Genomic DNA, 22,570 nt, shown 5'->3' on the forward strand with positions numbered 1-22,570 from the left:
TATGAATTACAAAAAGCACCTCGAATGAGGTGCTTTTTTTAAATATAACACTTAATTAATTATGATCCACACATAAGGCAGTCATCACCTTCAGAAGCTTTAGCTTGTTCAATTAGCGTCTTCATCTCTTCGGGAGTCATAGGTTGAACTTCTGTAGTTTGTTGGGCAAATTTTTCAGCTGTTTTTTGAGCTTTCTGTTGTTGCTTAACAACAATTTCTTCAGCTTCAGCCTCGGCAGCTACCGAAATTGGCACTTCCTTCTTCTTATTATCTAATGTAAACTTAATAGCATCTACAGCACTCTTAGTTCTTAAGTAGTACATTCCTGTTTTTAAACCACTTTTCCATGCATAAAAATGCATAGAGGTTAATTTTGCCATAGTTGCACCTTCCATAAATAAGTTAAGCGATTGAGATTGGTCTATAAAATAACCTCTATGTCTGGACATATCAATAATGTCTTTCATGCTCAATTCCCAAACTGTTTTATATAATTCTTTAATATCTTCTGGAAGACCATCAATGCCTTGAATTGACCCATTGGCTCGCATAATTTCTTGTTTCAAATTATCGTTCCATAATCCAAGCTTAACTAAATCTTCAAGTAAATGTTTGTTAACCACTATAAACTCTCCTGAGAGAACTCTACGAGTATAGATATTTGAAGTATATGGCTCGAAACACTCATTATTACCTAGAATCTGTGATGTACTTGCTGTTGGCATTGGCGCTACTAAAAGAGAATTTCGAACGCCATGTTTCATGACTTGTTTGCGTAATTTAACCCAATCCCAATTACCACTTAACTCTTCGTCTTTAATTCCCCAAAGATTATGCTGGAATTCTCCTTTACTTATTGGAGAACCTTTATATGTTTGATAAGGGCCATCTTTTTTAGCTTCTTCCATAGAAGCAGTTACTGCTGCAAAATAAAGGGTTTCAAAAATATCTTGGTTTAGTTTTTTAGCCTCATCGCTGGTAAAAGGCAAACGCAAACTAATAAATGTATCAGCCAAACCTTGTACACCAAGACCAATTGGTCTGTGTCTAAAATTAGAGTTTTCTGCTTCTTTTACTGGATAATAATTTCTATCTATTACTCTATTAAGGTTTTTAGTAACACGCTTTGTGATTCTAAATAATTCTTTATGGTCAAACTCCCCATTTTTAATAAACATTGGCAAAGCTATAGATGCTAAATTACAAACTGCTATTTCATCTGGAGATGTATATTCTAATATCTCAGTACATAAATTTGATGAACGAATAGTTCCTAAATTTTTCTGATTAGATTTTCTATTGGCTGCATCTTTATAAAGCATGTATGGAGTGCCTGTCTCGATTTGAGATTCTAAAATCTTCTCCCAAAGCTCTCTTGCCTTTACAGACTTTCTCCCTTTACCTTTAGATTCATATTTTGTATAAAGCGCTTCAAATTCTTCACTATGCACATCACACAATCCCGGACATTCGTTGGGACACATTAATGTCCACTGTCCATCTTCTTGAACACGTTTCATAAATAAATCTGGCATCCACATGGCGTAAAATAAATCACGAGCACGCATTTCCTCTTTTCCATGATTCTTTTTTAAATCTAAAAAATCGAAAATGTCAGCATGCCAAGGCTCGATATAAATAGCAAAACTTCCTTTTCGTTTTCCACCACCTTGGTCTACATATCTAGCTGTATCATTAAACACTTGTAGCATAGGTACAATTCCATTGCTAGTACCGTTTGTGCCAGCTATATAACTTCCTGTAGCACGAATATTATGAATAGATAATCCAATGCCTCCTGCAGATTGCGAAATTTTGGCTGTTTGTTTTAAAGTATCGTAAATACCATCAATACTGTCTTCCTTCATGGTTAATAAAAAGCATGAAGACATTTGAGGCTTTGGCGTACCTGAATTAAAAAGTGTTGGAGTAGCGTGAGTAAAATATTTTTTTGACATCAACTCATAGGTTTCTATGACGGAATCTATATCATCTAAATGAATACCTACAGAAACACGCATAAGCATGTGTTGTGGACGCTCTGCAATCTGGCCATTTAACTTTAATAAATACGAACGCTCTAATGTTTTAAACCCAAAATAATCATATCCAAAATCACGATTGTAAATAATGGTAGAATCTAGTATTTCTTTATTATCAATTATAACTTTGTACACTTCGTCAGATAATAAAGGTGCCTTTTTGCCTGTTCTAGGGTTGATGTATTTGTATAAATCTTCCATGACCTCGCTAAAGGTCTTTTTGGTGTTTTTATGTAGATTAGAAACTGATATTCTCGCCGCAAGTTTTGCATAGTCTGGATGGGCTGTAGTCATAGTTGCTGCAATCTCTGCTGCAAGGTTGTCCAATTCACTTGTTGTTACTCCATCATACAAACCTTCTATGACACGCATTGCTACTTTTACTGGATCAACTAGTTCATTTAATCCGTAACATAATTTTCTCACTCTGGAAGTGATTTTATCGAACATCATTGGCTCTTTGCGACCGTTTCTTTTTACTACATACATACTATTTTTAAGTTTTAAATTCTGAAATTATTTTCAGATAATGGGTTAATTAGTTGGTTAAAATTTTGTGTAAAAACACGAAATTCATTGGTCTTAATCTGTTTTTTAAGTCAAAATTTTACTTCTGTTATGATTTAATAACAGAAAAATCAATTCAACTTTAAATGTCTATATAGAATTAGTAATAAATCCGATTAAAAATCGGCATCAAAACTGAATTTGTCTGCTTCTTCTTCTTTTTTAAGCACTCCCGCTTTTTGATATTCAGACACACGTTTTTCAAAGAAATTGGTTTTTCCCTGAAGAGAGATCATGTCCATAAAATCAAAAGGATTTGTAGAATTGTATACTTTTTCGCATTCAAATTCTACTAATAATCTGTCGGTAACAAATTCTAAATATTGTGTCATTAGCTTCGAGTTCATACCAATTAAGCTAACAGGAAGAGATTCTGTTATGAATGAACGCTCAATATCTAATGCGTTGGTTAAAATTTTTGTAATTCGTTCTTTAGGAACTTTATTGATTATGTGATTATTGTGCAAATGAACAGCAAAATCACAATGTAAGCCTTCATCTCTCGAAATTAATTCGTTAGAAAATGTGAGTCCAGGCATTAATCCACGCTTTTTAAGCCAGAAAATGGAGCAAAAACTACCAGAGAAAAAGATCCCTTCTACCGCTGCAAATGCTATTAAACGTTCAGCAAAACTAGGTGAATCTACCCATTTAAGTGCCCAATCAGCTTTTTCCTTTATTGCTGGAAAAACCTCTATCGCTCTAAATAACTGATCTTTTTCAACATCATTCTTTACATAGGTATCAATCAGTAATGAATACACTTCAGAATGAATATTCTCCATCATGATTTGAAAGCCATAAAAGAATTTGGCCTCTGTATATTGAACCTCAGAAACAAAGTTTTCAGCCAAATTTTCATTCACAATACCATCGCTAGCCGCAAAAAACGCAAGTACATGCTTTATGAAATAACGCTCGTCGTCACTTAATTTGTTTTCCCAATCTACAATATCTTGCTGTAAATCTATTTCTTCTGCAGTCCAAATACTTGCCTCTTGCTTTTTATACCATTCCCAGATATCGTGATGTTGAATTGGAAAAATGACGAATCTGTTTTTGTTTTCTTGTAAAATGGGTTCAATAGCTTGTGACATTAGTTGTTTTTATTATTCGTTGAAAAAATGGGCGAAAAAAGCTCTCGATTTGAGAGTAACAAATATTGAAAAATGAGATTGAAAATGAAAGGTAATTTTATAAACATTGTCAACAAGTTTTTAACAACCTTTAACATTGTCAATTTTTGAGGGCATTATTTGTTGAATTGTTATCTATTTGATTATCAAATTTTTAAATTATACAAAAATCGCTTAAGCCCTATAAAACAAGAGTTTTTAAATTCATGAAAATAATAGAGCTTACGATGACTTTTAAAATGAAAAGTGTGTATAAAAAATCTAAAAATATTTATAATATTTAGGACCGAAATAAACTAATAGGATTGAGCAATTTTTTCGAGTTCTTCATACCAATCCATACCAAATTTTCTGATAAGTGCTTCTCTTACAAACTTGTAAATTGGCACTTGCAGTTCTTTTCCTAAAACACAAGCATCATCACAAATTTGCCATTCATGATAATTAACAGCCGAAAATTCAGAATAATCTTTAACTCTAACTGGGTATAAATGACAGGAAATTGGTTTTTTCCATTTAATTTTGCCTTGGTTGTACGCTTCTTCAATACCGCAAAGTGCAGTTTTTTTATCATCAAAAATAACATAGGCGCAATCGACTCCATTAATCAATGGCGTTTCATATTCACCTTCATCCGTTTTAACATACTTGCCTTGAAGCTCAATGGCTTTTATCCCTTCTTTTCTTAAAAAAGGTTTCACATTAGGGTATATTTCTTCTAAAATATTCGCCTCATCTTTATCCAGAGGAGCGCCAGCGTCTCCATCAACACAGCAAGCACCTTTACACGCAGATAAATTACAGACAAAATCTTTTTTAATAATGTCTTCTGAAACTATGGTTTTACCTAATTGAAACATACAGCAAAGATAATGTTATGACCCACTTTATAATAAATATCAAGTCAAAATTTGCATTTAAATAATGCGAAAATTCATTAATAAATAACGACCTTTGCCAAAATTTTTAAATTAGTCTAATGCAATTAAACTTTAAAGAAATATTTACTGCTTTCATGGTCTTATTTGCAGTAATAGATATTGTTGGAAACATCCCTATCGTTATAGATTTACGTAAAAAGGTTGGGCACATACAAAGTGAAAAGGCATCAATAATTTCAGGTGTGATTTTGATTTTGTTTTTGTTTTTAGGACAGAGCATTTTAAAGCTTATTGGAATAGATGTTAATTCTTTTGCAATAGCTGGTTCATTTATTATATTTTTTATTGCACTAGAAATGATATTGGGCATTACACTTTATAAACAGGATGATATTAATCCTATGAGTGCAACCATTTTCCCGTTGGCATTTCCATTGATTGCTGGACCAGGAAGTCTTACAACTTTGCTTTCATTAAGGGCCGAATTTGCTATTCAAAATATTATTGTTGCTGTAGTATTAAATGTTATTGTTATATATATTGTTTTGAAAACATCTGCTCGAATTGAACGTTTTATAGGTCAAAACGGTATTAATATTATAAGGAAAATTTTTGGTGTAATTTTATTAGCCATAGCTGTAAAATTGTTTACTCATAACATTAAACTTATTTTTGTTTAATCATGAAGATAGTAACTATTGTATTTCATATTATAGCTATAGGATTGATTGTCTTTAATCTTACAAAAATAAATTTTGACGCTCCTTTTAAAGGAGATAGTATTATTGCTCTGATTACCATATTAGCATCGATTTGTGTAATAATTTTATTGCAAATACTTCGCCTTTCTAAACGGATAGAAAATCATGTTAAAAACAAAAGGTGATGTTTGATGCTTTGATTATAGGTGGCGGCGTATCAGGTTTGTCTTGTGCCTTGATTTTGGGTTCCGCAAAAGAAAAAGTTTTTGCTAAAGACAAAAAAATTGGAATTATTGTTCATCAAAGAACTTCTCATCTACATGATGCTTTACTAAATAATGTATTGGGAATTCCTGAAAAAACACCTGGAAAAAGTATTTTAGTAAGTGGGAAAGAAAAATTAAAAACTCAATATTCTCATATTAATCAAATTGATAAAGAAAAGGTTTTTAAATTATCTCGTATAGTCAATGGGTTTGAAATTGAAACCAATAAAAACACTTATGTTTCAAAGATTGTTGTGATTGCTGTTGGGTATTTAGAACTTATTTCAATTGAAGGATTAGAAAAATATATAGAACCTCATCCAAGAGCCAAAGCCGAAAAAAGTAGAATTTGGTTGAAAAACAATGATCATATTATTGAAGATGGTTTGTATGTAACAGGTACTCTTGCTGGTTGGCGAAGTCAATTTGCAATAGCAGCAGGAAGTGGTGCGCAAGTAGCTACAGATATTTTAACCTTTTGGAATAATGGCGAACACACTAAAGTACATGATAAAGTCTAATCTTGTGAATGCTCTTTGCTATAATTAATAACTTCTTCAATCATTAAATCGTTTTGATTGATTATTTCTTCATAAGCACCATCACCAAAAAGTTGATCTGCAAGTGTTGCTTTAATATACTGCTTAATTTCTTTGTTGTAAGCAACAAAAGTAATTTCAGATTCTGTTCTTATATTTAAGTAGTCTTGAAAAGCCACTACAAAATCGTCTGAAACTTCAAAGTTTTTAATATAATCCTCTTTTGAAATTCCTTCATAACGTTTTCTGTCTTTTTCTAATTCTTCAAAAACAAAATAACTTATAAAACCTCGTCGTTGTAAAAACCTCAATGTTTCGTTGTGCATACTATTGTCTATTGGCACGAAGATATCTGGAATTATGCCGCCGCCTCCATAAACAATTTTCCCTTTTGGTGTTTTAAACTTTAGTGAGTCTGCTACTTTAATTTTGGCTGAATCTAGAAGTTCTCCACTATCCAACCTGTCAAAATAATCATGGTAATAATCGTTATTACCATTTTCATAAGAACGCTGTATAGAACGACCTGTTGGTGTATAATATCTAGAAACCGTTAATCTTACCGCGCTTCCATCACCAAGCTCCATTTCTCGTTGCACAAGTCCTTTGCCGTAAGAACGTCTTCCAACAATGATACCTTTGTCGTTGTCTTGAAGTGCACCTGCCACAATCTCGCTGGCAGACGCTGAATTTTCATCTATTAAAACAAAAACTCTTCCTTCTTCAAAATCACCTTTTTTTGTTGCAAATCTTTTTTCTACTTTATCCCGTTTGTTTTTAGTAAAAAGCATTAGGGTGTTGTCTTCAAGAAATTCATCAAGTATTTGTTCTGCTATATGAAGAAATCCGCCATGATTATTTCTTAAATCTATTACGATTTCTGAAACTCCTTCATTAATCAATTCATCTAATTTTACTTTGAACTCTTTATACGTACTTTCAGCAAAACGATTAATCTTAATATAACCTAAATTATCATTTAACATATATGCAGCATCTACGCTTACAATTGGAATATGATCACGCTTTATTGTAAACTCTAAAAGTTCTGGTTCTCCTTGTCTATAAACTTGCAAATCTACTTTCGAGTTTATTGGTCCTTTAAGGTGGCTTACTATTTGTTCGTCTGTTAAATTTTTACCGAAAATAGAATCGCCATTAGCATATACTATTCTGTCTCCTCCCTTAATTCCCGCTTTATCACTTGGTCCATTTTCTACTGCCCTAATTACCGTAATGGTATCTCTGTAAGTATAAAAGTTAATCCCAATACCTACGAAGTCTCCTTGCAAGCTCTCTGTAGATTGTTGCATATCTTCCTTAGGAATATAGACCGAATGAGGGTCAAGATTTTCTAAAATCCCGTTAACTGTAACATCTACGATGCTATCTGTATTAACTTCATCTACATATTCATAGTCTATATAATCAATAAGCCTGTTAAGTTTGTCTTTTTTACTATTAGAAGAGAAAAGTCTATCTGGAGCATCAGTAAAATTTAATTTACCACCAATAAAAATTCCTGCTGCAATAGCAACTCCCAAAATAAGTGGTAAGAATTTTTTAAAAGACATCTATTTTTAATTTAAACCCTCAATCAATTCAAGATCAATACCCGCTTTTTCTAAAAACTTTAAGCCTGAATCGTCTTTGTAGCTTTGTCCGTAAACAACTCTTACAATACCTGCCTGATGAATTAATTTGCTACATTCTTTACAAGGCGACATGGTTATATACAATGTAGCACCTCTACAAGATTGAGTTGATGAAGCTACTTTTAAAATGGCATTTGCTTCTGCATGTAGCACATACCATTTTGTATAACCATCTTCATCTTCGCAAAAATTTTCAAAACCAGTTGGTGTTCCATTGTAACCATCAGAAATAATCATTCTGTCTTTAACAATAAGTGCTCCAACTTGCTTGCGTTTACAATATGACAGTTTACCCCATTCTTCTGCTATTCTTAAGTAAGCCTTATCGTATTTGAGTTGTTTTTTTCTTGACATTTTTTTCGTTAGTATAACGAAGATAATCCGTTAGTATTTCAATTACAATGCTTGTAAGTTAAAGTTTTATCAAAGTTAAACTAGGTTTCTTAATTTATTTAAGATAAAAACTCACTGTTTATTACCATTGGAATTACCAACCCAACAACAACAGCAGAAATTACCATGATCCAATCGCGTTTTGAAAATCTAAAAATAGTTTGAATCAAATATCCTAAAAACAATACTATAAAAACAATAATTACTTGGGCTATCTCTATTCCTAAAGCAAATTCTATGAGTGTTTCCAACTTGCTTTCAGATTTTCCAACCATGAGTTGAAATTCACGGGCAAATCCGAGTCCATGAATCAGACCAAAGAAAAGTGTAGAAAAAAATAATACTCCAATCTTATTTTTTTGGGCTCCTTTTCTAGCGGTAAAAAGGTTGAACAGCGCCACTATTAAAATGGTTATTGGAATTAAAAATTCAACTAATTGGCTACTAATTTTTACAATATCATATGCTGCTAAAACAAGTGATAAAGTATGCCCTAAAGTAAAAACAGTAACTAAAAATAAAACTCTTTTCCAATCTTTAAATACATAAGGGACAGATAAGACAATTAAAAACAAGACATGATCGTACGCATTAATATCTAACACATGATTTATTCCATACTGTACATTAAACCAAAAAAATTCGAACATCGTAAATAGGTTAAACAAGTTGATTCAAATATACAATTATTTAGATTTTTGGAGATTTTGATGATACTTTTTCCTTAACTCTAAAAGCATTTTGTCTGTGATTTTCGACAAACTGTAACTATGGCTCCAATTCCAATCTTTTCTTGCATAAGAATCGTCAATACTTTTAGGCCAGCTATTGGCAATCTGTTGTCTAAAATCAGGTTTATAACTGATAGTAAATTCTTTTAATTTTTCTTTAATTGAATTCGCAATTTCGTTTGGCGTGAAGCTTATGGCTGCCAAATTATAAGAAGATCGAATTTTGATTCTCTCTGTATCAACAGCCATAATATCTACAGTTGCTTTTATGGCATCTTCCATAAACATCATTGGCAATTTGGTTTCTTCAGACAAAAAACATTCATAATGTCCATCTGTTATGGCTTTATGATAAATCTCTACTGCATAATCTGTTGTGCCTCCACCAGGCAATGTCTTCCAACTGATAATGCCAGGATAACGCAAACTTCTTACATCAACATTGTATTTATTGTAATAATATTCACACCATCTTTCACCAACTTGTTTTGTAATTCCATAAACCGTTGTTGGTTCCATAGTTGTAAATTGTGGTGTATGCTCTTTAGGCGTTGAAGGTCCAAAAACCGCAATACTCGATGGCCAGAAAACTCTTTTGATAAACTTTTCTTTGGCCAGATTCAAAATATTAAAAAGTGAACTCATATTTAAATCCCAAGCCTTCATTGGGTATTTTTCGCCAACTGCACTCAACATAGCCGCCATTAAATAAACTGTATCAATATGATGTTTCTCAACGCAAACTTTTACCGAAGCATAATCAGTAGCATCAGTAATCTCAAAAATTCCAGAGTTAACAACTTCTAAATTAGAATAACTTATATCGCTAGCAATCACATTCTCATTGCCATATATTAAACGGAGCTCTTGGGTTAATTCAGAACCTATTTGTCCACAAGCTCCAAGGATTAATATTTTAGAAGACATATAAATAATTTAATAGCTGTAAAAATATAAAGATTTTACAGAAGCTGTTTAAAAATTAACTTAAAAAGCATTCAAGATTACCTAACTAATACGATATATTTGTAATTCATTCAACTTTATAAAATGAAGCTTTTATATATACTTTTTTCTTTATTACTATTTGTTGGTTGTAACCAGGTAAAAGATGAAGGCCAAGATAGTTCTGTAGATTTGATAGATACTCTAAAAATCTCTAAAAATGATATTTCTAAACTTGACTACATTGAATTTGTTCTAGATCAAAAAGCCCAAGCTTTATTCATTAGCTGGACAAGTTATACAGATTTAGAAGGCCATATAGATAATTTAAAACAAGGAAATATTGCTTTTTTTTCTGAAAATCCTGAACTTTTAGATGCATTAATTAAAGACTTTAAAGAAACTCTTCCTGAAGAAATAAATACACCTGCAATACAAGCAAGAATTAAAGAATTAGAAACGAAAATATACAAATTGCAAAGTAATTCTCGTTTATTCAATAATGATAAAACTCACGTTTTACCTGTAATTAAAGAACTACTTATAGCTTTTTCAAATTTCAACCTTCAAATAAATAAGAAATTTGAAAAAGAAGCTCAAAATATTCAAAAACCATAAAAACATTTTTTAAATACCATTTAATATTAAATAGTATTTATTCTTTATATAAATAATGATTGTATTTATTTATTTTTGAAAAAAGTCCTAACTATGAAAAGAATCTTACTATTCTCCTTTTTACTCTTTTTTTGTTCTGTCCAAGCTCAATTTAACCAAGATGCTCCTTGGATAGAAAACCTAAACGTCGAGCAGAGAAGGTCAGTAAATCCCGTGACTTTTCAAGAAATTGTAGATTCATTTAATGCGTATTGGGCAAATAAAGATCCAAATATTAAAGGAAGTGGCTATAAACCATTTAAACGTTGGGAAGTTTTTTGGGAAAATTTTGTAAAAAAAGATGGTACATTACCAACCCAAGCAGAGCTTTGGAATACTTGGCTTAAGTACAAAGCACAAGAAGAAAATAAATCTTCATTTGTAGACTTAAGCAATTGGCAACCTGTTGGACCATTTGATCATGTGAATACAGGTTCATGGTCTTCTGGTCAAGGCAGAGTAAATGCCATTATTGTAGACCCTATTTTACCTACAACTTATTATTCAGGTGCTCCTGCTGGAGGCATTTGGAAATCTACAGATTCAGGAGTAACTTGGAGTCCGCTTTCAGATCAACTACCTCAAATTGGTGTTTCTGGAATAGCTATAGACTACAACGATTCTAATATTATTTACATTGCTACAGGAGATGATGACGCCAATGATTCTTATAGTGTTGGTGTTATGAAATCTATTGATGGTGGTGCTATATGGAATACCACAGGTCTCAATACTTCAAATTCTCCAACTAGTATGAACGATATTTACATGAATCCAAACGATTCAGACATGCTTTGGGTAGCAACTAATGGAGGTGTTTACAAGACCATTGATGGTGGCACTAATTGGGTTGAAAAATTAAATGGAAACATTAAAGATATTAAATTAAAACCTGGAGATCCTAGTACAATATATGCGGTTACAACAAATACATTCTATATTTCTTCGGACTTTGGGGAAACGTTTTCAGATATTTCTTCAGGACTGCCAGCATCTTCAAATCGTATGGTTATTGATATCACTCCCGACAATCCTGATGTTGTTTATGTTTTGAGTTCATTGAGTAACAATTTTCAGGGTGTTTATAAATCGACCAATTCTGGTTTAACTTTTACTGAAACCAGTGCAGGTGTAACAAGTGATATATTTGATGGTAGTACACAAGCTTATTACGATATGGCTTTAGCGGTTTCTGATACTGATGAAGATGAAATATACACTGGTGTTCTAAACATATGGAAATCTTCTGATGGAGGAGCGAACTTTACAAAATTAAATAACTGGAGTTCGCCTAGTAGCCCATCGTACACGCATGCAGATATTCATTTATTACGTTTTTATAATGGTGAATTATTTGCTGGTACTGATGGCGGTTTTTATAAATCGTCTAATGGAGGTAGTAATTTTACCGACCTTACTGAAGGTATGCAAATAGGGCAATTTTACAGAATTACTGTATCTAATGAGTCTTCGCAAAAAATGGTTGGTGGTTTACAAGATAATGGTGGTTTTGCTCTCAACGAAGGACAATGGCAAGTGTATTATGGAGCAGATGGTATGGACACAGCTATAGATCGATTTAACTCGGATTTATTTTATGGATTTACTCAATTTGGAGGAAGCTTAAATATCTCAACAAGTTCTGGAGGTAGTTTAAATAATCAAATAGGAGCTCCTACAGACGAAACAGGAACAAACGATTCTGGAGGTAATTGGATTACCCCTTTAGTTATGAGCAAGAATGGAGAAATGTATGCCGGCTATTCAAAGCTCTATAAATTTTGTGGAGGAAGCTGGCAAGCTATTTCATCAAGTTTCGGATCCGATATTGATGTTCTTGAAATTGATGATTTAAATTCTGACAATATCTATGTCGGTCTAAACAATGTCTTATGGAAGAGCACAGACGGCGGTTTCAATTTTTCAAATCTTGAAACTTTTAGTTCAGATATTACCTCTATTGAAGTTAACAATAATGATAGTAATATCGTTTATATTACGACTTCTGGTTCTGGAGGCAAGGTGTTTAAAAAAATTGGTGCTGCAACATCAACGGATATTACGGGAAGTCTCCCAAACGTCACAAAAAATGTTATAAAACATCAAAATCTACATTCTTTAAATCCATTATTTCTGGGAACCAGTTTGGGTGTATATCGTTATGATGATACTTTAGGTGATTGGGAGTTATTTGAAAACAATTTGCCTACTGTTACGGTGAGAGATTTAGAATTAAACTTGAACGATAACAATATTACTGCTGCAACCTATGGAAGAGGAATTTGGCAATCATCCATACCTGTAGAAACACTTACCAATGAATTGAGTTTAGAGAATATAGAAAATTTAAACTTTTCTTTGGGTTGTGGAGATTTTTCTGGGATTCAAGCACGGGTAAAAAATCTTGGAACCAATACTGTAAATTCTATTGATGTACAATATGTTTTGGATGGCGTATCCAACTCGTTTACTTGGGCAGAAAGTTCTTTGGCAACCAATGAATCCGTATTGATAGATATTCCAACATTAAGCCCTATAGGGTCTAATATTCATGAATTGAAAATTATAACAACAATTGCTGGAGACACTTATTCAGTTAATAACGAATTGATGAAAAAGTTTTATTCAAACAGTCTTGGTCTTCTTAACACTCCTAATGATTTTGAAACTCAGAACGATGAATTAATTGTTTCTGACGGAGGTATCTGTGGCTATTGGGAACGTGGTGTTCCTTCTGGAACTTTGTTGGATACTGCAAGTTCTGGGAGTAATGTATATGGCACCAACTTAAGTGGTAACCATGCAAATTATATTAAAAGTCATTTGGTGAGTAAATGTTATGATCTTTCTATTTTAACAAATCCAGTCATAAAATTTAACATGGCGTTTGACCTTGAGTTAAATTTTGATATTGTTTATGTAGAATATTCTACAGACTCTGGAGCAAACTGGAATGTTTTAGGTACAGCCAGTGACCCAAATTGGTATAACAGTGATAGAACTTATGGTAGCTCTGGTGGTCAAGATTGTCAAAATTGTCCTGGAGCACAATGGACTGGAACCGATGCAACAATGAAGGAATATAGCTATGATTTAACAGCTTTAGGTAATGAGACCAACATTATTTTTAGATTTGTTTTCCATTCAGATCCATTAGAGAGCCAAGAAGGCGTAATAGTAGATGATTTTGTTATAGAAGGCACATTAAGTGCAGAGCCTTTTGATGCTAATTATTTTTCAATATACCCTAATCCTTCAAAGGATGTTTTCAATATCAGGATGGCTGCCATAAACGAGTTTGATTATGATCTATATGATATTACTGGGAAATTGATTGATCAAGAACAAAACATAATTCCAGCAAACAGAGAATACCAATTAGACTTAACCAATCTGTCATCAGGCATATATTTGTTAAAAATAATTTCTGAAGGTTTTCAAACTACAAAAAAGCTAATCTTAAGGTAAATTCTTTTAACTAAACTGTTAAGATAAATCTAAAATCTCTGTCAGAATCTACTAATATTGGTAAATTGGGCAAATAAATTATTGTATTCAATGAAAACAAATCTTAAGTTAATAACAACTTGTCTTACCTGTGTTCTATTATTCGTTGCATGTAAGAATGAAGTAAAAGAAGAAATCGCAAAAATTGAAAAAACTCCAGGAATTAATCTGAATTGGATGAATCAAGATATAAGTCCTAAAGAGGATTTTTATACCTATGTAAACGGAAAATGGTTAGATAGTACAAAAATTCCTGAAGATAGACCAAGATGGGGAAGTTTTGATGAACTGCGTCAAAAAACTGATGAAGATATTCTATCTATTTTAAATTCTGCAATGTCAGACAACAAAGACCTGAACAAGATAAATGTATTACCAGGGTCAGACCAAGGAAAAGCCATACAACTTTTTCAAACCATTATGGATACAGTTGGCAGAAACGAACAAGATATAGAACCCGTTAAATCATATTTAACCAAGATTAAGGCAATAGAGAATATTGATGATTTACAACACTATTTAATTGAAATGGAGCCAAAAGGTGGAGCTGGATTTTTTGATTTTAGTGTTGGTCCAGATACTAAGAATAGTGATATTAATGCGGCATTTTTAGGAGCATCAGGTTTGGGACTTCCAGACAGAGATTACTATGTAAAAAATGATGAAGATTCGAAAGAAAAAAGGGAGAAATATGTAGGACATATTACCCGAATGCTACAATTTTTGGGTGAAAGTGAAACCAGTGCCAATGCACAAGCAAACCAAATTCTGGCTTTTGAAACTCAATTAGCTGAACCTCAAATGGATAAAGTGGATCGTCGCGATGCAAGAAAACGTTACAATCCGAGATCAATTGATGATTTACAGAAGATGGTATCAGTTATAGATTGGAAAAACTATTTTAAAGGAATTGGTGTGAAGGAGCTTGATACTATAATTGTTAGCGAAGTAAAATACATGGATGCTCTACAGAATATTTTAGCACAAAATAATGTGTCTGATTGGAAAGCTTATCTCAAATGGACAGCTTTTAATAGGGCTTCTCCATTGTTAAGCACTGAAATTGAAAAAGCTAACTGGGATTTTTACAGCAAAGAATTACAGGGCAGTATAGAACAACGCCCACAAGATGAAAGAGCTATTCAAACTTTAAATGGAACTATTGGAGAAGCTCTTGGTAAATTGTATGTGGATCAGAAATTTCCGCCTGAGGCAAAGGTAAGAGCAGAAAAAATGATTCAAAATGTCATTAAAGCTTTTCAAAATAGAATACAGGTTTTGCCTTGGATGACAGATGAAACTAAAGAAAAAGCCACTGAAAAACTACTGGCACTTAAAGTTAAGATTGCATATCCAGATCCAGACAAATGGGAAGACTACTCCAAGCTTGAGGTTAAAGGTGTAGAAAATGGTGGTTCATATATTCAGAATATGATCAATGCAAACATTTGGAGTCACAATAAGCAATTGGAAGATCTAGGTAACCCTGTAGATAAAACAAAATGGATCATACCTCCTCAAACCGTAAATGCTGGTTATTTACCGCCTTACAATGAAATTATATTCCCTGCAGCAATTTTGCAACCTCCTTTTTTTAATTTTAATGCAGATGATGCTGTAAATTATGGTGCCATTGGAGCTGGAATAGGTCATGAAATTTCTCATGCTTTCGATGATTCAGGTTCACGTTATGATAAAGACGGAAATTTGAATAACTGGTGGACAGATGAAGATTTAGAACAATTTGAAGCATTAGGAAAAGAATTGGCAGATCAGTATAGTGAGCTTGAAGTATTACCAGATGTATTTATTAATGGTCCTTTTACGCTCGGTGAAAACATTGGAGATTTAGGTGGTATAAATGCTGCTTATGATGCTTTGATGTTAAACTACGAAGAAACTGGTAGACCTGAAGATATTGATGGGTTGACCGCAGAACAACGTTTCTTTATTTCTTGGGGAACCATCTGGAGAACTAAAATAAGAGATGATGCATTAATAAATCAAATAAAAACAGATCCGCATTCTCCGGGAATCTACAGAGCAGTTCAACCTTTATTAAATATGGATGCTTTTTATGACGCATTCAATGTTCAAGAAGGAGATAAATTATATCTTGAGCCAGATAAAAGAGTTAAAATCTGGTGATTTAGTACACAAAAAAAAGCAGCCTTTTAGCTGCTTTTTTATTTGAGTTATTTGTATCAACTAATTTTTAGGTTGTTGTGCTTGCGCAGCAGCAGCTTGTTTTTGCTGTAATAGCGCATTTTTACCAACTTGAGCCATGTTAAAGTTAGGTGCTATTTTTAATGCCTCATCTAAAATATCAACTGCAGCATCTACATTTGCAGTTTTGTTTTTGTTAAAGGTAATTAAACCATCTAGATACATAAAAGCGGCTTTTAATGGCACTTGATATGGGTTTTGAGTTTCATAATAAGCTTTTGTCATATCATCTTTAGCGTTTGCAAGACCATAAGAAACATGCTTTTCTGCTTCTGTAAATTTCTGAATTTGCATATTTAATTCCGCTAGTTCATAAGCAATCTTTGCATTAGGATTTCTCTTAAACATTTCTTCAAAATGTATTAACGCCTTTTCTGGTTGACCAACAGCTTTTAAGCAAACTGCCTTTACCTGTACCGCAATATCAGAATCATCAATTTTCTTATCAATACCAATAGTATTTAATGCTTGTACATCTTTCCCTTCGCTCATATAGATGTAAGCTAAAGTATCTTTTCTAGCTTCAGAAGGTTTCAAAATATTTAAATGTGTTAATCCATTTATCATGCCTTGAATATCACCTTGAGCTCTCATTTGCTTATAATAAGCATCATAATGTTTAATTAATTCTGAAGAGTCCTGTGCATTTATTTGAAGAGAACTCATTACCAAAATCAAAATTACTAATCGTTTCATCTTACCTTATTTTTTTGTTGCGCCAAAACTATAAAAAATTAGTACTTAAACCTTTAAAAAAATGCTAATTCTTTTTGTTTTAAAAACAACAAACTTTCAACCTTATTTAAATTATTATTTAAAACAATTTTATAGACTTAAAATTTCAAATAGGAAAACTTAACAAAAATAAGTATATTTAAAATTCTAAAAATTAGGAATTATGGGAATAAAAAGTTTTCTAGCCTCAAGACGAAATCAAAAAAAAAGTTCTGAAGACATTCCAGTAAAGGTAAGTGACTATATGACCCGAAAACTAATAACCTTTAGATCTGACGAAAAAATTGAAAAGGTCATAGACGCATTAATTAAATACAGGATATCTGGTGCTCCAGTTGTAAACGATAAAAATGAACTCATTGGAATTATTTCAGAAGGAGATTGTATTAAACATATCAGTGAAAGTCGTTATTATAATATGCCTGCGGATAACAAAACAGTTGAAAGCCACATGATTAAAAATGTGGATACCATAGATGGTGATATGAATATTTTTGATGCAGCCAATAAATTTTTAGAATCCAAGCACAGACGTTTCCCTATAGTTGAAAATGGCAAGTTGGTTGGACAAATAAGTCAAAAAGACATCCTAAAAGCTGCTTTAAAAATGAAAGGACAAACCTGGAAATAACCAACTCACCTTTTCACCAAAGCATAATAATCATCTTCCAAAGGCAGATAGCCTTGGTCGTACACAAAATAATATACTTTACCAGACTTGGTAGTGTAGACTGTAGTTAAATAATTAAAATCAAATCCTTTTTCTATCAATTTAGACCTTGTAGTTTTGGTTTTTTGATCAGGATTTAACTCTTCTAGAATACGATAGTTTTTACGCAAACGATTGTTAACGTTTCTAATTAAGTTTTTAGAATCTTTATTTATTCTATTGTTGTAAGAATTTCTACAACCATCACTACAGAATTTTTTGTCAATTCTACCAACAATTTTTTCGCCGCATTCCAAACATTGTTTTTGCATGGAATGCAAGATACAAAATATTCGTTTACAAACGACTACAAACATTTACAAACGAAATTAAATATGTAAATACCGAATATTATTTTGAACTCATGTCATATTTGCAGTGTTGAATCATTGAAGGTTCAATAGTATTAACTGTTTAACATTAAAATTATTTATTATGAACTCATTAAGAAACAAAGTACAGTTGATTGGAAATTTAGGTAACGACCCGGAAATTATCAATCTTGAATCAGGAAAAACATTGGCAAAGTTTTCTATTGCAACAAACGACAGCTATAAAAATGCCAATGGTGAAAAAATAACAGATACGCAATGGCACAATGTCGTGGCTTGGGGTAGAACAGCAACTTTAGCCGAAAAATATTTAATGAAAGGTAAAGAAGTAGCTATTGAAGGCAAATTAACCTCACGAAGCTATGAAAACAAAGAAGGTGAAAAACGATATATAACCGAAATAGTCTGTAATGAATTACTTATGTTAGGTAAGTAACCCAAATCAAAAAAAGAGTTGCAATTTGCAGCTCTTTTTTTATTATATAAAATATTAATTTTAAAAACATAATAATTTATTTTTAGTAATAAAGCCTTTTCATTAAAGCATTGATAAATAAATCGTTCGATACTATTTTTTTAGCAAAAATAAATTAAAAGTGTATAGCTTTAAATTTGCTTTATTACTTTTACTTCTTGTTTATAAGAGAATTGATACATGCCTGTACAGCCTAAATTAGCAAGATTTAAACAAAGTGTATTGTCAAAATACAATATTTACAATAGTATTTTTATGACACTGCCTTTCAACACCATTACAAAAACTGGTGTTTTATTGCCATTGTTTCATGAAACATGTAAAAAAGGATACTTGAATGGTGATAATCCTACAACTATTGTCGACACTTTCTTTAAAAAATATCAAGCTAGACGATCTAAAGAAAGTCAGATAAATTTGTTGTTTAGATTTATACAATACATAGAAAGACAAGTTGTACTTTTTGATGCTATTGAAGATGCCGCATTCCCTATTGTTAACAATATGGATGGTATAGGTACGTTAAGAAGCCTCAAGGAATCTGCCGTTTCAGAAAATAAACTTGAAGAGTTACAAAAATATCTACAAGAATTTAAAGTTCGTATTGTATTAACGGCACATCCAACTCAATTTTATCCAGGAAGTGTTTTAGGTATCATTACAGATCTTTCTGAAGCTATTAAAAAAAATGATCTCGATACTATTAATTCGCTTCTAGCACAGCTTGGCAAAACCCCTTTTTTCAAACACGAAAAACCAACTCCATACCATGAGGCCGTAAATCTAATTTGGTATTTGGAAAATGTGTTTTACGATTCTTTTGGAAAAATCTATGATTATATCCAACATAATATATTTGATTATAAAATCATTGAAAACGAAATCATAAATATTGGTTTCTGGCCTGGTGGTGATAGAGATGGAAATCCTTACGTCTTACCCGAAACAACATTAAAAGTAGCTAAAAGATTAAAGCAAACTATTTTAAAAAATTATCATAGAGATTTAAAAATTTTAAGACGCAGGTTAACTTTTAAAGGTGTACAAGAGCTTATTACCAATTTGGAATTTAAAATTTATATGAACAGTATAGATTTAATCTCCAAAAACGCTATTGATTTTGATGAATTCGTGTCAGAATTAACGGAGATAAGAAAAATAATAGTTAAAGAACATGAATCACTTTACCTTCAAGAAGTTGATTCTTTAATTAATAAAACTCACCTTTTTGGTTATCATTTTGCCACTTTAGATATAAGGCAAGATAGTAGAATTCATGATGCTGTGTTTACAGATATTGTAGAAAAATTAATCAGTATTGGCAGTAATATTTTCCCTGAAAACTACAACAGCCTTTCGGAAGCAGAGCAAATTAATATTTTATCTGAAATCAATACAGAAATTGACATTGATTTGTTTAGTGACGAAATGGTCGTTAACACTTTAAAGACAATCGTAGCAGTTAAGGAAATTCAAGAAAAGAATGGTGAAAAAGGAGCTAACAGATATATTATAAGCAATAATCAAACGGCGTTAAATGTAATGCAATTATTCGCCATGCTTAAGCTTGTTGCTTTTAATGATAAATTGACTTTAGATATCGTTCCTCTTTTTGAAACTATAACAGATTTAGAAAATGCTAAAATGGTTATGGAACAACTTTATACCAACAAACAGTATAGAGCACATCTAAAACATCGCGGCAATAAGCAAACTATTATGCTTGGCTTTTCTGATGGCACAAAAGATGGCGGTTATTTAATGGCAAATTGGGCGATTTATACAGCTAAACAGCAACTAACTGAGATTAGCAGACAATATAATATTACTGCCATATTTTTTGATGGACGTGGTGGTCCTCCAGCAAGAGGTGGTGGTAAAACACATCAATTTTATGCTTCATTAGGACCATCTATTGAAGACAAAGAAATTCAACTTACAATACAGGGCCAAACTATAAGTTCAAATTTTGGAACATTAGAATCTTCTCAATATAATTTAGAACAGTTGATTAGTTCGGGTATCATAAATAGAATAAGCCATCATGAGCTTGCCATGACCGAAGAAGATAATGCTGTGATGGACGATTTAGCACAGAAAAGTTATACTGCTTATAAAGATTTTAAAAGCCATCCTATGTTTATACCTTATCTGGAAAGGATGAGTACATTAAAGTATTATGCTAAAACCAATATAGGAAGTAGACCATCAAAACGATCTAAATCCGACAAATTGGTATTCTCCGACTTAAGGGCAATACCTTTTGTAGGATCCTGGAGTCAACTTAAACAGAATGTCCCAGGATTTTTTGGAGTTGGAACCGCATTAAAATCATACGAAGACAATCATGAATTTGATAAAGTGGTAAAACTTTATAAGAGTTCTTTATTCTTCAAAACTCTTATAGAAAATAGTATGATGTCTTTGTCCAAATCATTTTTTGATTTGACCAAATACATGTCTGAAGATAAAGAGTTTGGTGCATTTTGGGATATTATATTCGAAGAATACACTACTACAAAAACACTACTCTTAAAATTAACAGGCTATAAAGAATTGATGGAAAATGAACCTGCTGGAAAAGCTTCAATCGATATTAGAGAATCAATAGTATTACCTTTATTAACCATACAGCAATACGCTTTAAGAAAGATTCAGGAATTGAATGCTGAAAAGCCAAAAGATCTTGAACAAATAGCCATTTTTGAAAAAATAGTGACGCGTTCACTATTTGGAAATATTAACGCTAGTAGAAATTCAGCTTAAAAAGCTATCTTCTTTTTTATAAAATAAAAACCTCGAAGTAATACTTCGAGGTTTTTTCATAACGACTAATAGCTAACGTAGGTTAATGTTCGTTCATTCTAAAATCTGGATAGGCATCCATACCATGTTCAAAACCATCTAGACCTTCGAGCTCTTCGCGTTCAGAAACTCTTATTCCAACAGTCTTCTTCAAAATATAAAGGATTACAAACGTAGATAATATACATATTAACGCGTATGATCCTACACCTGCCAACTGACTTAAGAATTGATCAAATCCTGCTAACGCACCAAAGATACCAACAGCTAATGTTCCCCATATCCCACAAACTAAATGTACTGCAATTGCCCCAACTGGATCATCAAGTCTTAATTTATCAATTAATGAAACTGCAAATACGATGATAGCACCTGCAATGGCTCCTATAATTATTGCATCTGTAGGATTCATCTGGTCTGCTCCAGCAGTAATACCAACTAGCCCTCCTAAAATACCATTTAAGAACATGGTTAGATCAAGATTTTTATACTTAACTGATGATACTAAAGCTGCCACAACTCCACCAGCTGCTGCCGCTAAACATGTTGTAACAAGTGTTAAGGAAGTTAATCCAGGATCTGCCGAAAGCACTGAACCTCCATTAAACCCAAACCATCCTAACCAAAGTATTATAACACCTGCTGTAGCTAATGGTATATTATGACCAGGTATTGCTTGTATTCTTCCATCTTTAAATTTACCGATTCGAGATCCTAATAACCAGACCGCAACCAAAGCAGCCCAACCGCCAACTGAATGTACTAAAGTAGATCCAGCAAAATCGTAAAACCCTAGGTTATCTAAAAATCCACCGCCCCATTTCCATGAACCTGCTATTGGATATATAAGGCCAACATAGATTATTGTAAATACCATAAAAGGCCCTATTTTCATGCGTTCAGCTACCGCTCCTGATACTATGGTCGCTGCTGTAGCTGCAAACATGCCTTGAAACAAGAAATCCGTCCAATAGGTATAGCCTTCATTGTAAGCTAAATCAAGAGCTCCATCGACTAACGGTGCATCTAAACCAAATCCAGCAAACCCAAGAATACCATTAAATTCCCCAGGATACATCAAGTTAAAACCTACCAAACAATATAATAGCAAGCCAGTTGTAATGATAAAAATATTCTTAAATAAAATGTTAATTGTGTTTTTTTGTCTTGTTAACCCGATCTCTAAAAATGCGAACCCTAAGTGCATAAAGAAAACGAGTGCTGTACAGATCATCATCCATACGTTATTTGTTGTTAATAATTCCATA

The 22,570-nt window shown here is 32.4% G+C and carries 19 protein-coding genes; 9 read left to right on the forward strand and 10 right to left on the reverse strand.

What is annotated here, in order from left to right; translation table 11 throughout:
* Positions 1-59 precede the first annotated feature (59 nt).
* From AAFP94_RS11190 to AAFP94_RS11200, 3 genes are all read right to left on the reverse strand, one after another.
* Entirely contained in the window at positions 60-2,531 is a 2,472-nt protein-coding gene (locus tag AAFP94_RS11190; protein WP_316662819.1) for a ribonucleoside-diphosphate reductase subunit alpha, read from the reverse strand.
* Between the two features lie 194 nt (positions 2,532-2,725).
* Entirely contained in the window at positions 2,726-3,706 is a 981-nt protein-coding gene (locus AAFP94_RS11195) for a ribonucleotide-diphosphate reductase subunit beta (protein WP_316662820.1), read from the reverse strand.
* 335 nt (positions 3,707-4,041) lie between these two features.
* On the reverse strand, positions 4,042-4,605 hold the full coding sequence (locus AAFP94_RS11200) for a DUF3109 family protein (protein WP_316662821.1): 564 nt from the start codon (positions 4,603-4,605) through the stop codon (positions 4,042-4,044).
* 119 nt (positions 4,606-4,724) lie between these two features.
* On the opposite strand from AAFP94_RS11200, the gene AAFP94_RS11205 reads away from it, so the two are divergent.
* Genes AAFP94_RS11205 through AAFP94_RS11215 form a run of 3 tightly spaced genes read left to right on the forward strand, consistent with a single transcriptional unit; the run spans position 4,725 to position 6,114 of the window.
* The gene (locus tag AAFP94_RS11205) at positions 4,725-5,306 is read left to right on the forward strand and encodes a MarC family protein (RefSeq protein WP_316662822.1); all 582 of its coding nucleotides are present in this window, start codon (positions 4,725-4,727) and stop codon (positions 5,304-5,306) included.
* Between the two features lie 2 nt (positions 5,307-5,308).
* On the forward strand, positions 5,309-5,512 hold the full coding sequence (locus tag AAFP94_RS11210) for a hypothetical protein (protein ID WP_316662823.1): 204 nt from the start codon (positions 5,309-5,311) through the stop codon (positions 5,510-5,512).
* Entirely contained in the window at positions 5,512-6,114 is a 603-nt protein-coding gene (locus tag AAFP94_RS11215; RefSeq protein WP_316662824.1) for an NAD(P)/FAD-dependent oxidoreductase, read from the forward strand. The genes AAFP94_RS11210 and AAFP94_RS11215 overlap by 1 nt, the downstream gene beginning before the upstream one ends.
* Here AAFP94_RS11215 and AAFP94_RS11220 read toward each other — a convergent pair.
* From AAFP94_RS11220 to AAFP94_RS11235, 4 genes are all read right to left on the reverse strand, one after another.
* Entirely contained in the window at positions 6,111-7,706 is a 1,596-nt protein-coding gene (locus AAFP94_RS11220; RefSeq protein WP_316662825.1) for a S41 family peptidase, read from the reverse strand. The genes AAFP94_RS11215 and AAFP94_RS11220 overlap by 4 nt on opposite strands.
* Positions 7,707-7,712: 6 nt before the next feature.
* On the reverse strand, positions 7,713-8,141 hold the full coding sequence (locus AAFP94_RS11225) for a deoxycytidylate deaminase (RefSeq protein ID WP_316662826.1): 429 nt from the start codon (positions 8,139-8,141) through the stop codon (positions 7,713-7,715).
* Positions 8,142-8,239: 98 nt separating this feature from the next.
* On the reverse strand, positions 8,240-8,830 hold the full coding sequence (locus tag AAFP94_RS11230) for a HupE/UreJ family protein (RefSeq protein ID WP_316662827.1): 591 nt from the start codon (positions 8,828-8,830) through the stop codon (positions 8,240-8,242).
* Between the two features lie 36 nt (positions 8,831-8,866).
* A complete protein-coding gene (locus AAFP94_RS11235; protein WP_316662828.1) occupies positions 8,867-9,838 on the reverse strand; it encodes an NAD-dependent epimerase/dehydratase family protein in 972 nt (323 codons plus the stop codon).
* Positions 9,839-9,961: 123 nt separating this feature from the next.
* Between AAFP94_RS11235 and AAFP94_RS11240 the strand changes: the two genes are divergently transcribed.
* From AAFP94_RS11240 to AAFP94_RS11250, 3 genes are all read left to right on the forward strand, one after another.
* Positions 9,962-10,474: a hypothetical protein gene (locus tag AAFP94_RS11240; RefSeq protein ID WP_316662829.1), complete on the forward strand. Its 513-nt coding sequence runs from the start codon at positions 9,962-9,964 to the stop codon at positions 10,472-10,474.
* A 93-nt stretch (positions 10,475-10,567) separates the two neighbouring features.
* Positions 10,568-13,981 carry a T9SS type A sorting domain-containing protein gene (locus AAFP94_RS11245; RefSeq protein ID WP_316662830.1) on the forward strand — a complete coding sequence of 1,138 codons (3,414 nt, stop codon included), beginning with the start codon at positions 10,568-10,570 and terminating at the stop codon, positions 13,979-13,981.
* 90 nt (positions 13,982-14,071) lie between these two features.
* Positions 14,072-16,168: a M13 family metallopeptidase gene (locus AAFP94_RS11250; protein ID WP_316662831.1), complete on the forward strand. Its 2,097-nt coding sequence runs from the start codon at positions 14,072-14,074 to the stop codon at positions 16,166-16,168.
* A 60-nt stretch (positions 16,169-16,228) separates the two neighbouring features.
* On the opposite strand, the gene AAFP94_RS11255 is transcribed toward AAFP94_RS11250, so the two are convergent.
* Positions 16,229-16,942 (reverse strand): hypothetical protein, encoded by a 714-nt coding sequence (locus AAFP94_RS11255; RefSeq protein ID WP_316662832.1) that lies wholly within the window; start codon positions 16,940-16,942, stop codon positions 16,229-16,231.
* Positions 16,943-17,144: 202 nt separating this feature from the next.
* Here AAFP94_RS11255 and AAFP94_RS11260 point away from each other — a divergent pair, with 202 nt between their 5' ends.
* Positions 17,145-17,612, forward strand: coding sequence for a CBS domain-containing protein (locus AAFP94_RS11260; protein ID WP_316662833.1), 468 nt, complete (start codon positions 17,145-17,147; stop codon positions 17,610-17,612).
* Between the two features lie 5 nt (positions 17,613-17,617).
* On the opposite strand, the gene AAFP94_RS11265 is transcribed toward AAFP94_RS11260, so the two are convergent.
* The gene (locus AAFP94_RS11265; RefSeq protein ID WP_316662834.1) at positions 17,618-17,962 is read right to left on the reverse strand and encodes a hypothetical protein; all 345 of its coding nucleotides are present in this window, start codon (positions 17,960-17,962) and stop codon (positions 17,618-17,620) included.
* 163 nt (positions 17,963-18,125) lie between these two features.
* Between AAFP94_RS11265 and AAFP94_RS11270 the strand changes: the two genes are divergently transcribed.
* Positions 18,126-18,458, forward strand: a complete 333-nt coding sequence (locus AAFP94_RS11270; RefSeq protein WP_316662835.1) for a single-stranded DNA-binding protein — start codon at positions 18,126-18,128, stop codon at positions 18,456-18,458.
* A 219-nt stretch (positions 18,459-18,677) separates the two neighbouring features.
* On the forward strand, positions 18,678-21,263 hold the full coding sequence (locus tag AAFP94_RS11275; RefSeq protein WP_316662836.1) for a phosphoenolpyruvate carboxylase: 2,586 nt from the start codon (positions 18,678-18,680) through the stop codon (positions 21,261-21,263).
* Positions 21,264-21,345: 82 nt separating this feature from the next.
* Here AAFP94_RS11275 and AAFP94_RS11280 read toward each other — a convergent pair whose 3' ends face one another.
* Positions 21,346-22,569, reverse strand: coding sequence for an ammonium transporter (locus tag AAFP94_RS11280; protein ID WP_316662837.1), 1,224 nt, complete (start codon positions 22,567-22,569; stop codon positions 21,346-21,348).
* Between the last annotated feature and the right edge of the window lies 1 nt (position 22,570).

This window comes from Gilvirhabdus luticola, from assembly GCF_040117515.1.
Classification (GTDB): Bacteria; Bacteroidota; Bacteroidia; order Flavobacteriales; family Flavobacteriaceae; genus Gilvirhabdus; species Gilvirhabdus luticola.

Coding starts and splice junctions, on each gene's coding strand:
- AAFP94_RS11190 (WP_316662819.1), bottom strand. CDS start 2,531: ATGTATGTAGTAAAAAGAAACGGTCGCAAAGAGCCAATGATGTTCGAT.
- AAFP94_RS11195 (WP_316662820.1), bottom strand. CDS start 3,706: ATGTCACAAGCTATTGAACCCATTTTACAAGAAAACAAAAACAGATTC.
- AAFP94_RS11200 (WP_316662821.1), bottom strand. CDS start 4,605: ATGTTTCAATTAGGTAAAACCATAGTTTCAGAAGACATTATTAAAAAA.
- AAFP94_RS11205 (WP_316662822.1), top strand. CDS start 4,725: ATGCAATTAAACTTTAAAGAAATATTTACTGCTTTCATGGTCTTATTT.
- AAFP94_RS11210 (WP_316662823.1), top strand. CDS start 5,309: ATGAAGATAGTAACTATTGTATTTCATATTATAGCTATAGGATTGATT.
- AAFP94_RS11215 (WP_316662824.1), top strand. CDS start 5,512: ATGTTTGATGCTTTGATTATAGGTGGCGGCGTATCAGGTTTGTCTTGT.
- AAFP94_RS11220 (WP_316662825.1), bottom strand. CDS start 7,706: ATGTCTTTTAAAAAATTCTTACCACTTATTTTGGGAGTTGCTATTGCA.
- AAFP94_RS11225 (WP_316662826.1), bottom strand. CDS start 8,141: ATGTCAAGAAAAAAACAACTCAAATACGATAAGGCTTACTTAAGAATA.
- AAFP94_RS11230 (WP_316662827.1), bottom strand. CDS start 8,830: ATGTTCGAATTTTTTTGGTTTAATGTACAGTATGGAATAAATCATGTG.
- AAFP94_RS11235 (WP_316662828.1), bottom strand. CDS start 9,838: ATGTCTTCTAAAATATTAATCCTTGGAGCTTGTGGACAAATAGGTTCT.
- AAFP94_RS11240 (WP_316662829.1), top strand. CDS start 9,962: ATGAAGCTTTTATATATACTTTTTTCTTTATTACTATTTGTTGGTTGT.
- AAFP94_RS11245 (WP_316662830.1), top strand. CDS start 10,568: ATGAAAAGAATCTTACTATTCTCCTTTTTACTCTTTTTTTGTTCTGTC.
- AAFP94_RS11250 (WP_316662831.1), top strand. CDS start 14,072: ATGAAAACAAATCTTAAGTTAATAACAACTTGTCTTACCTGTGTTCTA.
- AAFP94_RS11255 (WP_316662832.1), bottom strand. CDS start 16,942: ATGAAACGATTAGTAATTTTGATTTTGGTAATGAGTTCTCTTCAAATA.
- AAFP94_RS11260 (WP_316662833.1), top strand. CDS start 17,145: ATGGGAATAAAAAGTTTTCTAGCCTCAAGACGAAATCAAAAAAAAAGT.
- AAFP94_RS11265 (WP_316662834.1), bottom strand. CDS start 17,962: ATGCAAAAACAATGTTTGGAATGCGGCGAAAAAATTGTTGGTAGAATT.
- AAFP94_RS11270 (WP_316662835.1), top strand. CDS start 18,126: ATGAACTCATTAAGAAACAAAGTACAGTTGATTGGAAATTTAGGTAAC.
- AAFP94_RS11275 (WP_316662836.1), top strand. CDS start 18,678: ATGCCTGTACAGCCTAAATTAGCAAGATTTAAACAAAGTGTATTGTCA.
- AAFP94_RS11280 (WP_316662837.1), bottom strand. CDS start 22,569: ATGGAATTATTAACAACAAATAACGTATGGATGATGATCTGTACAGCA.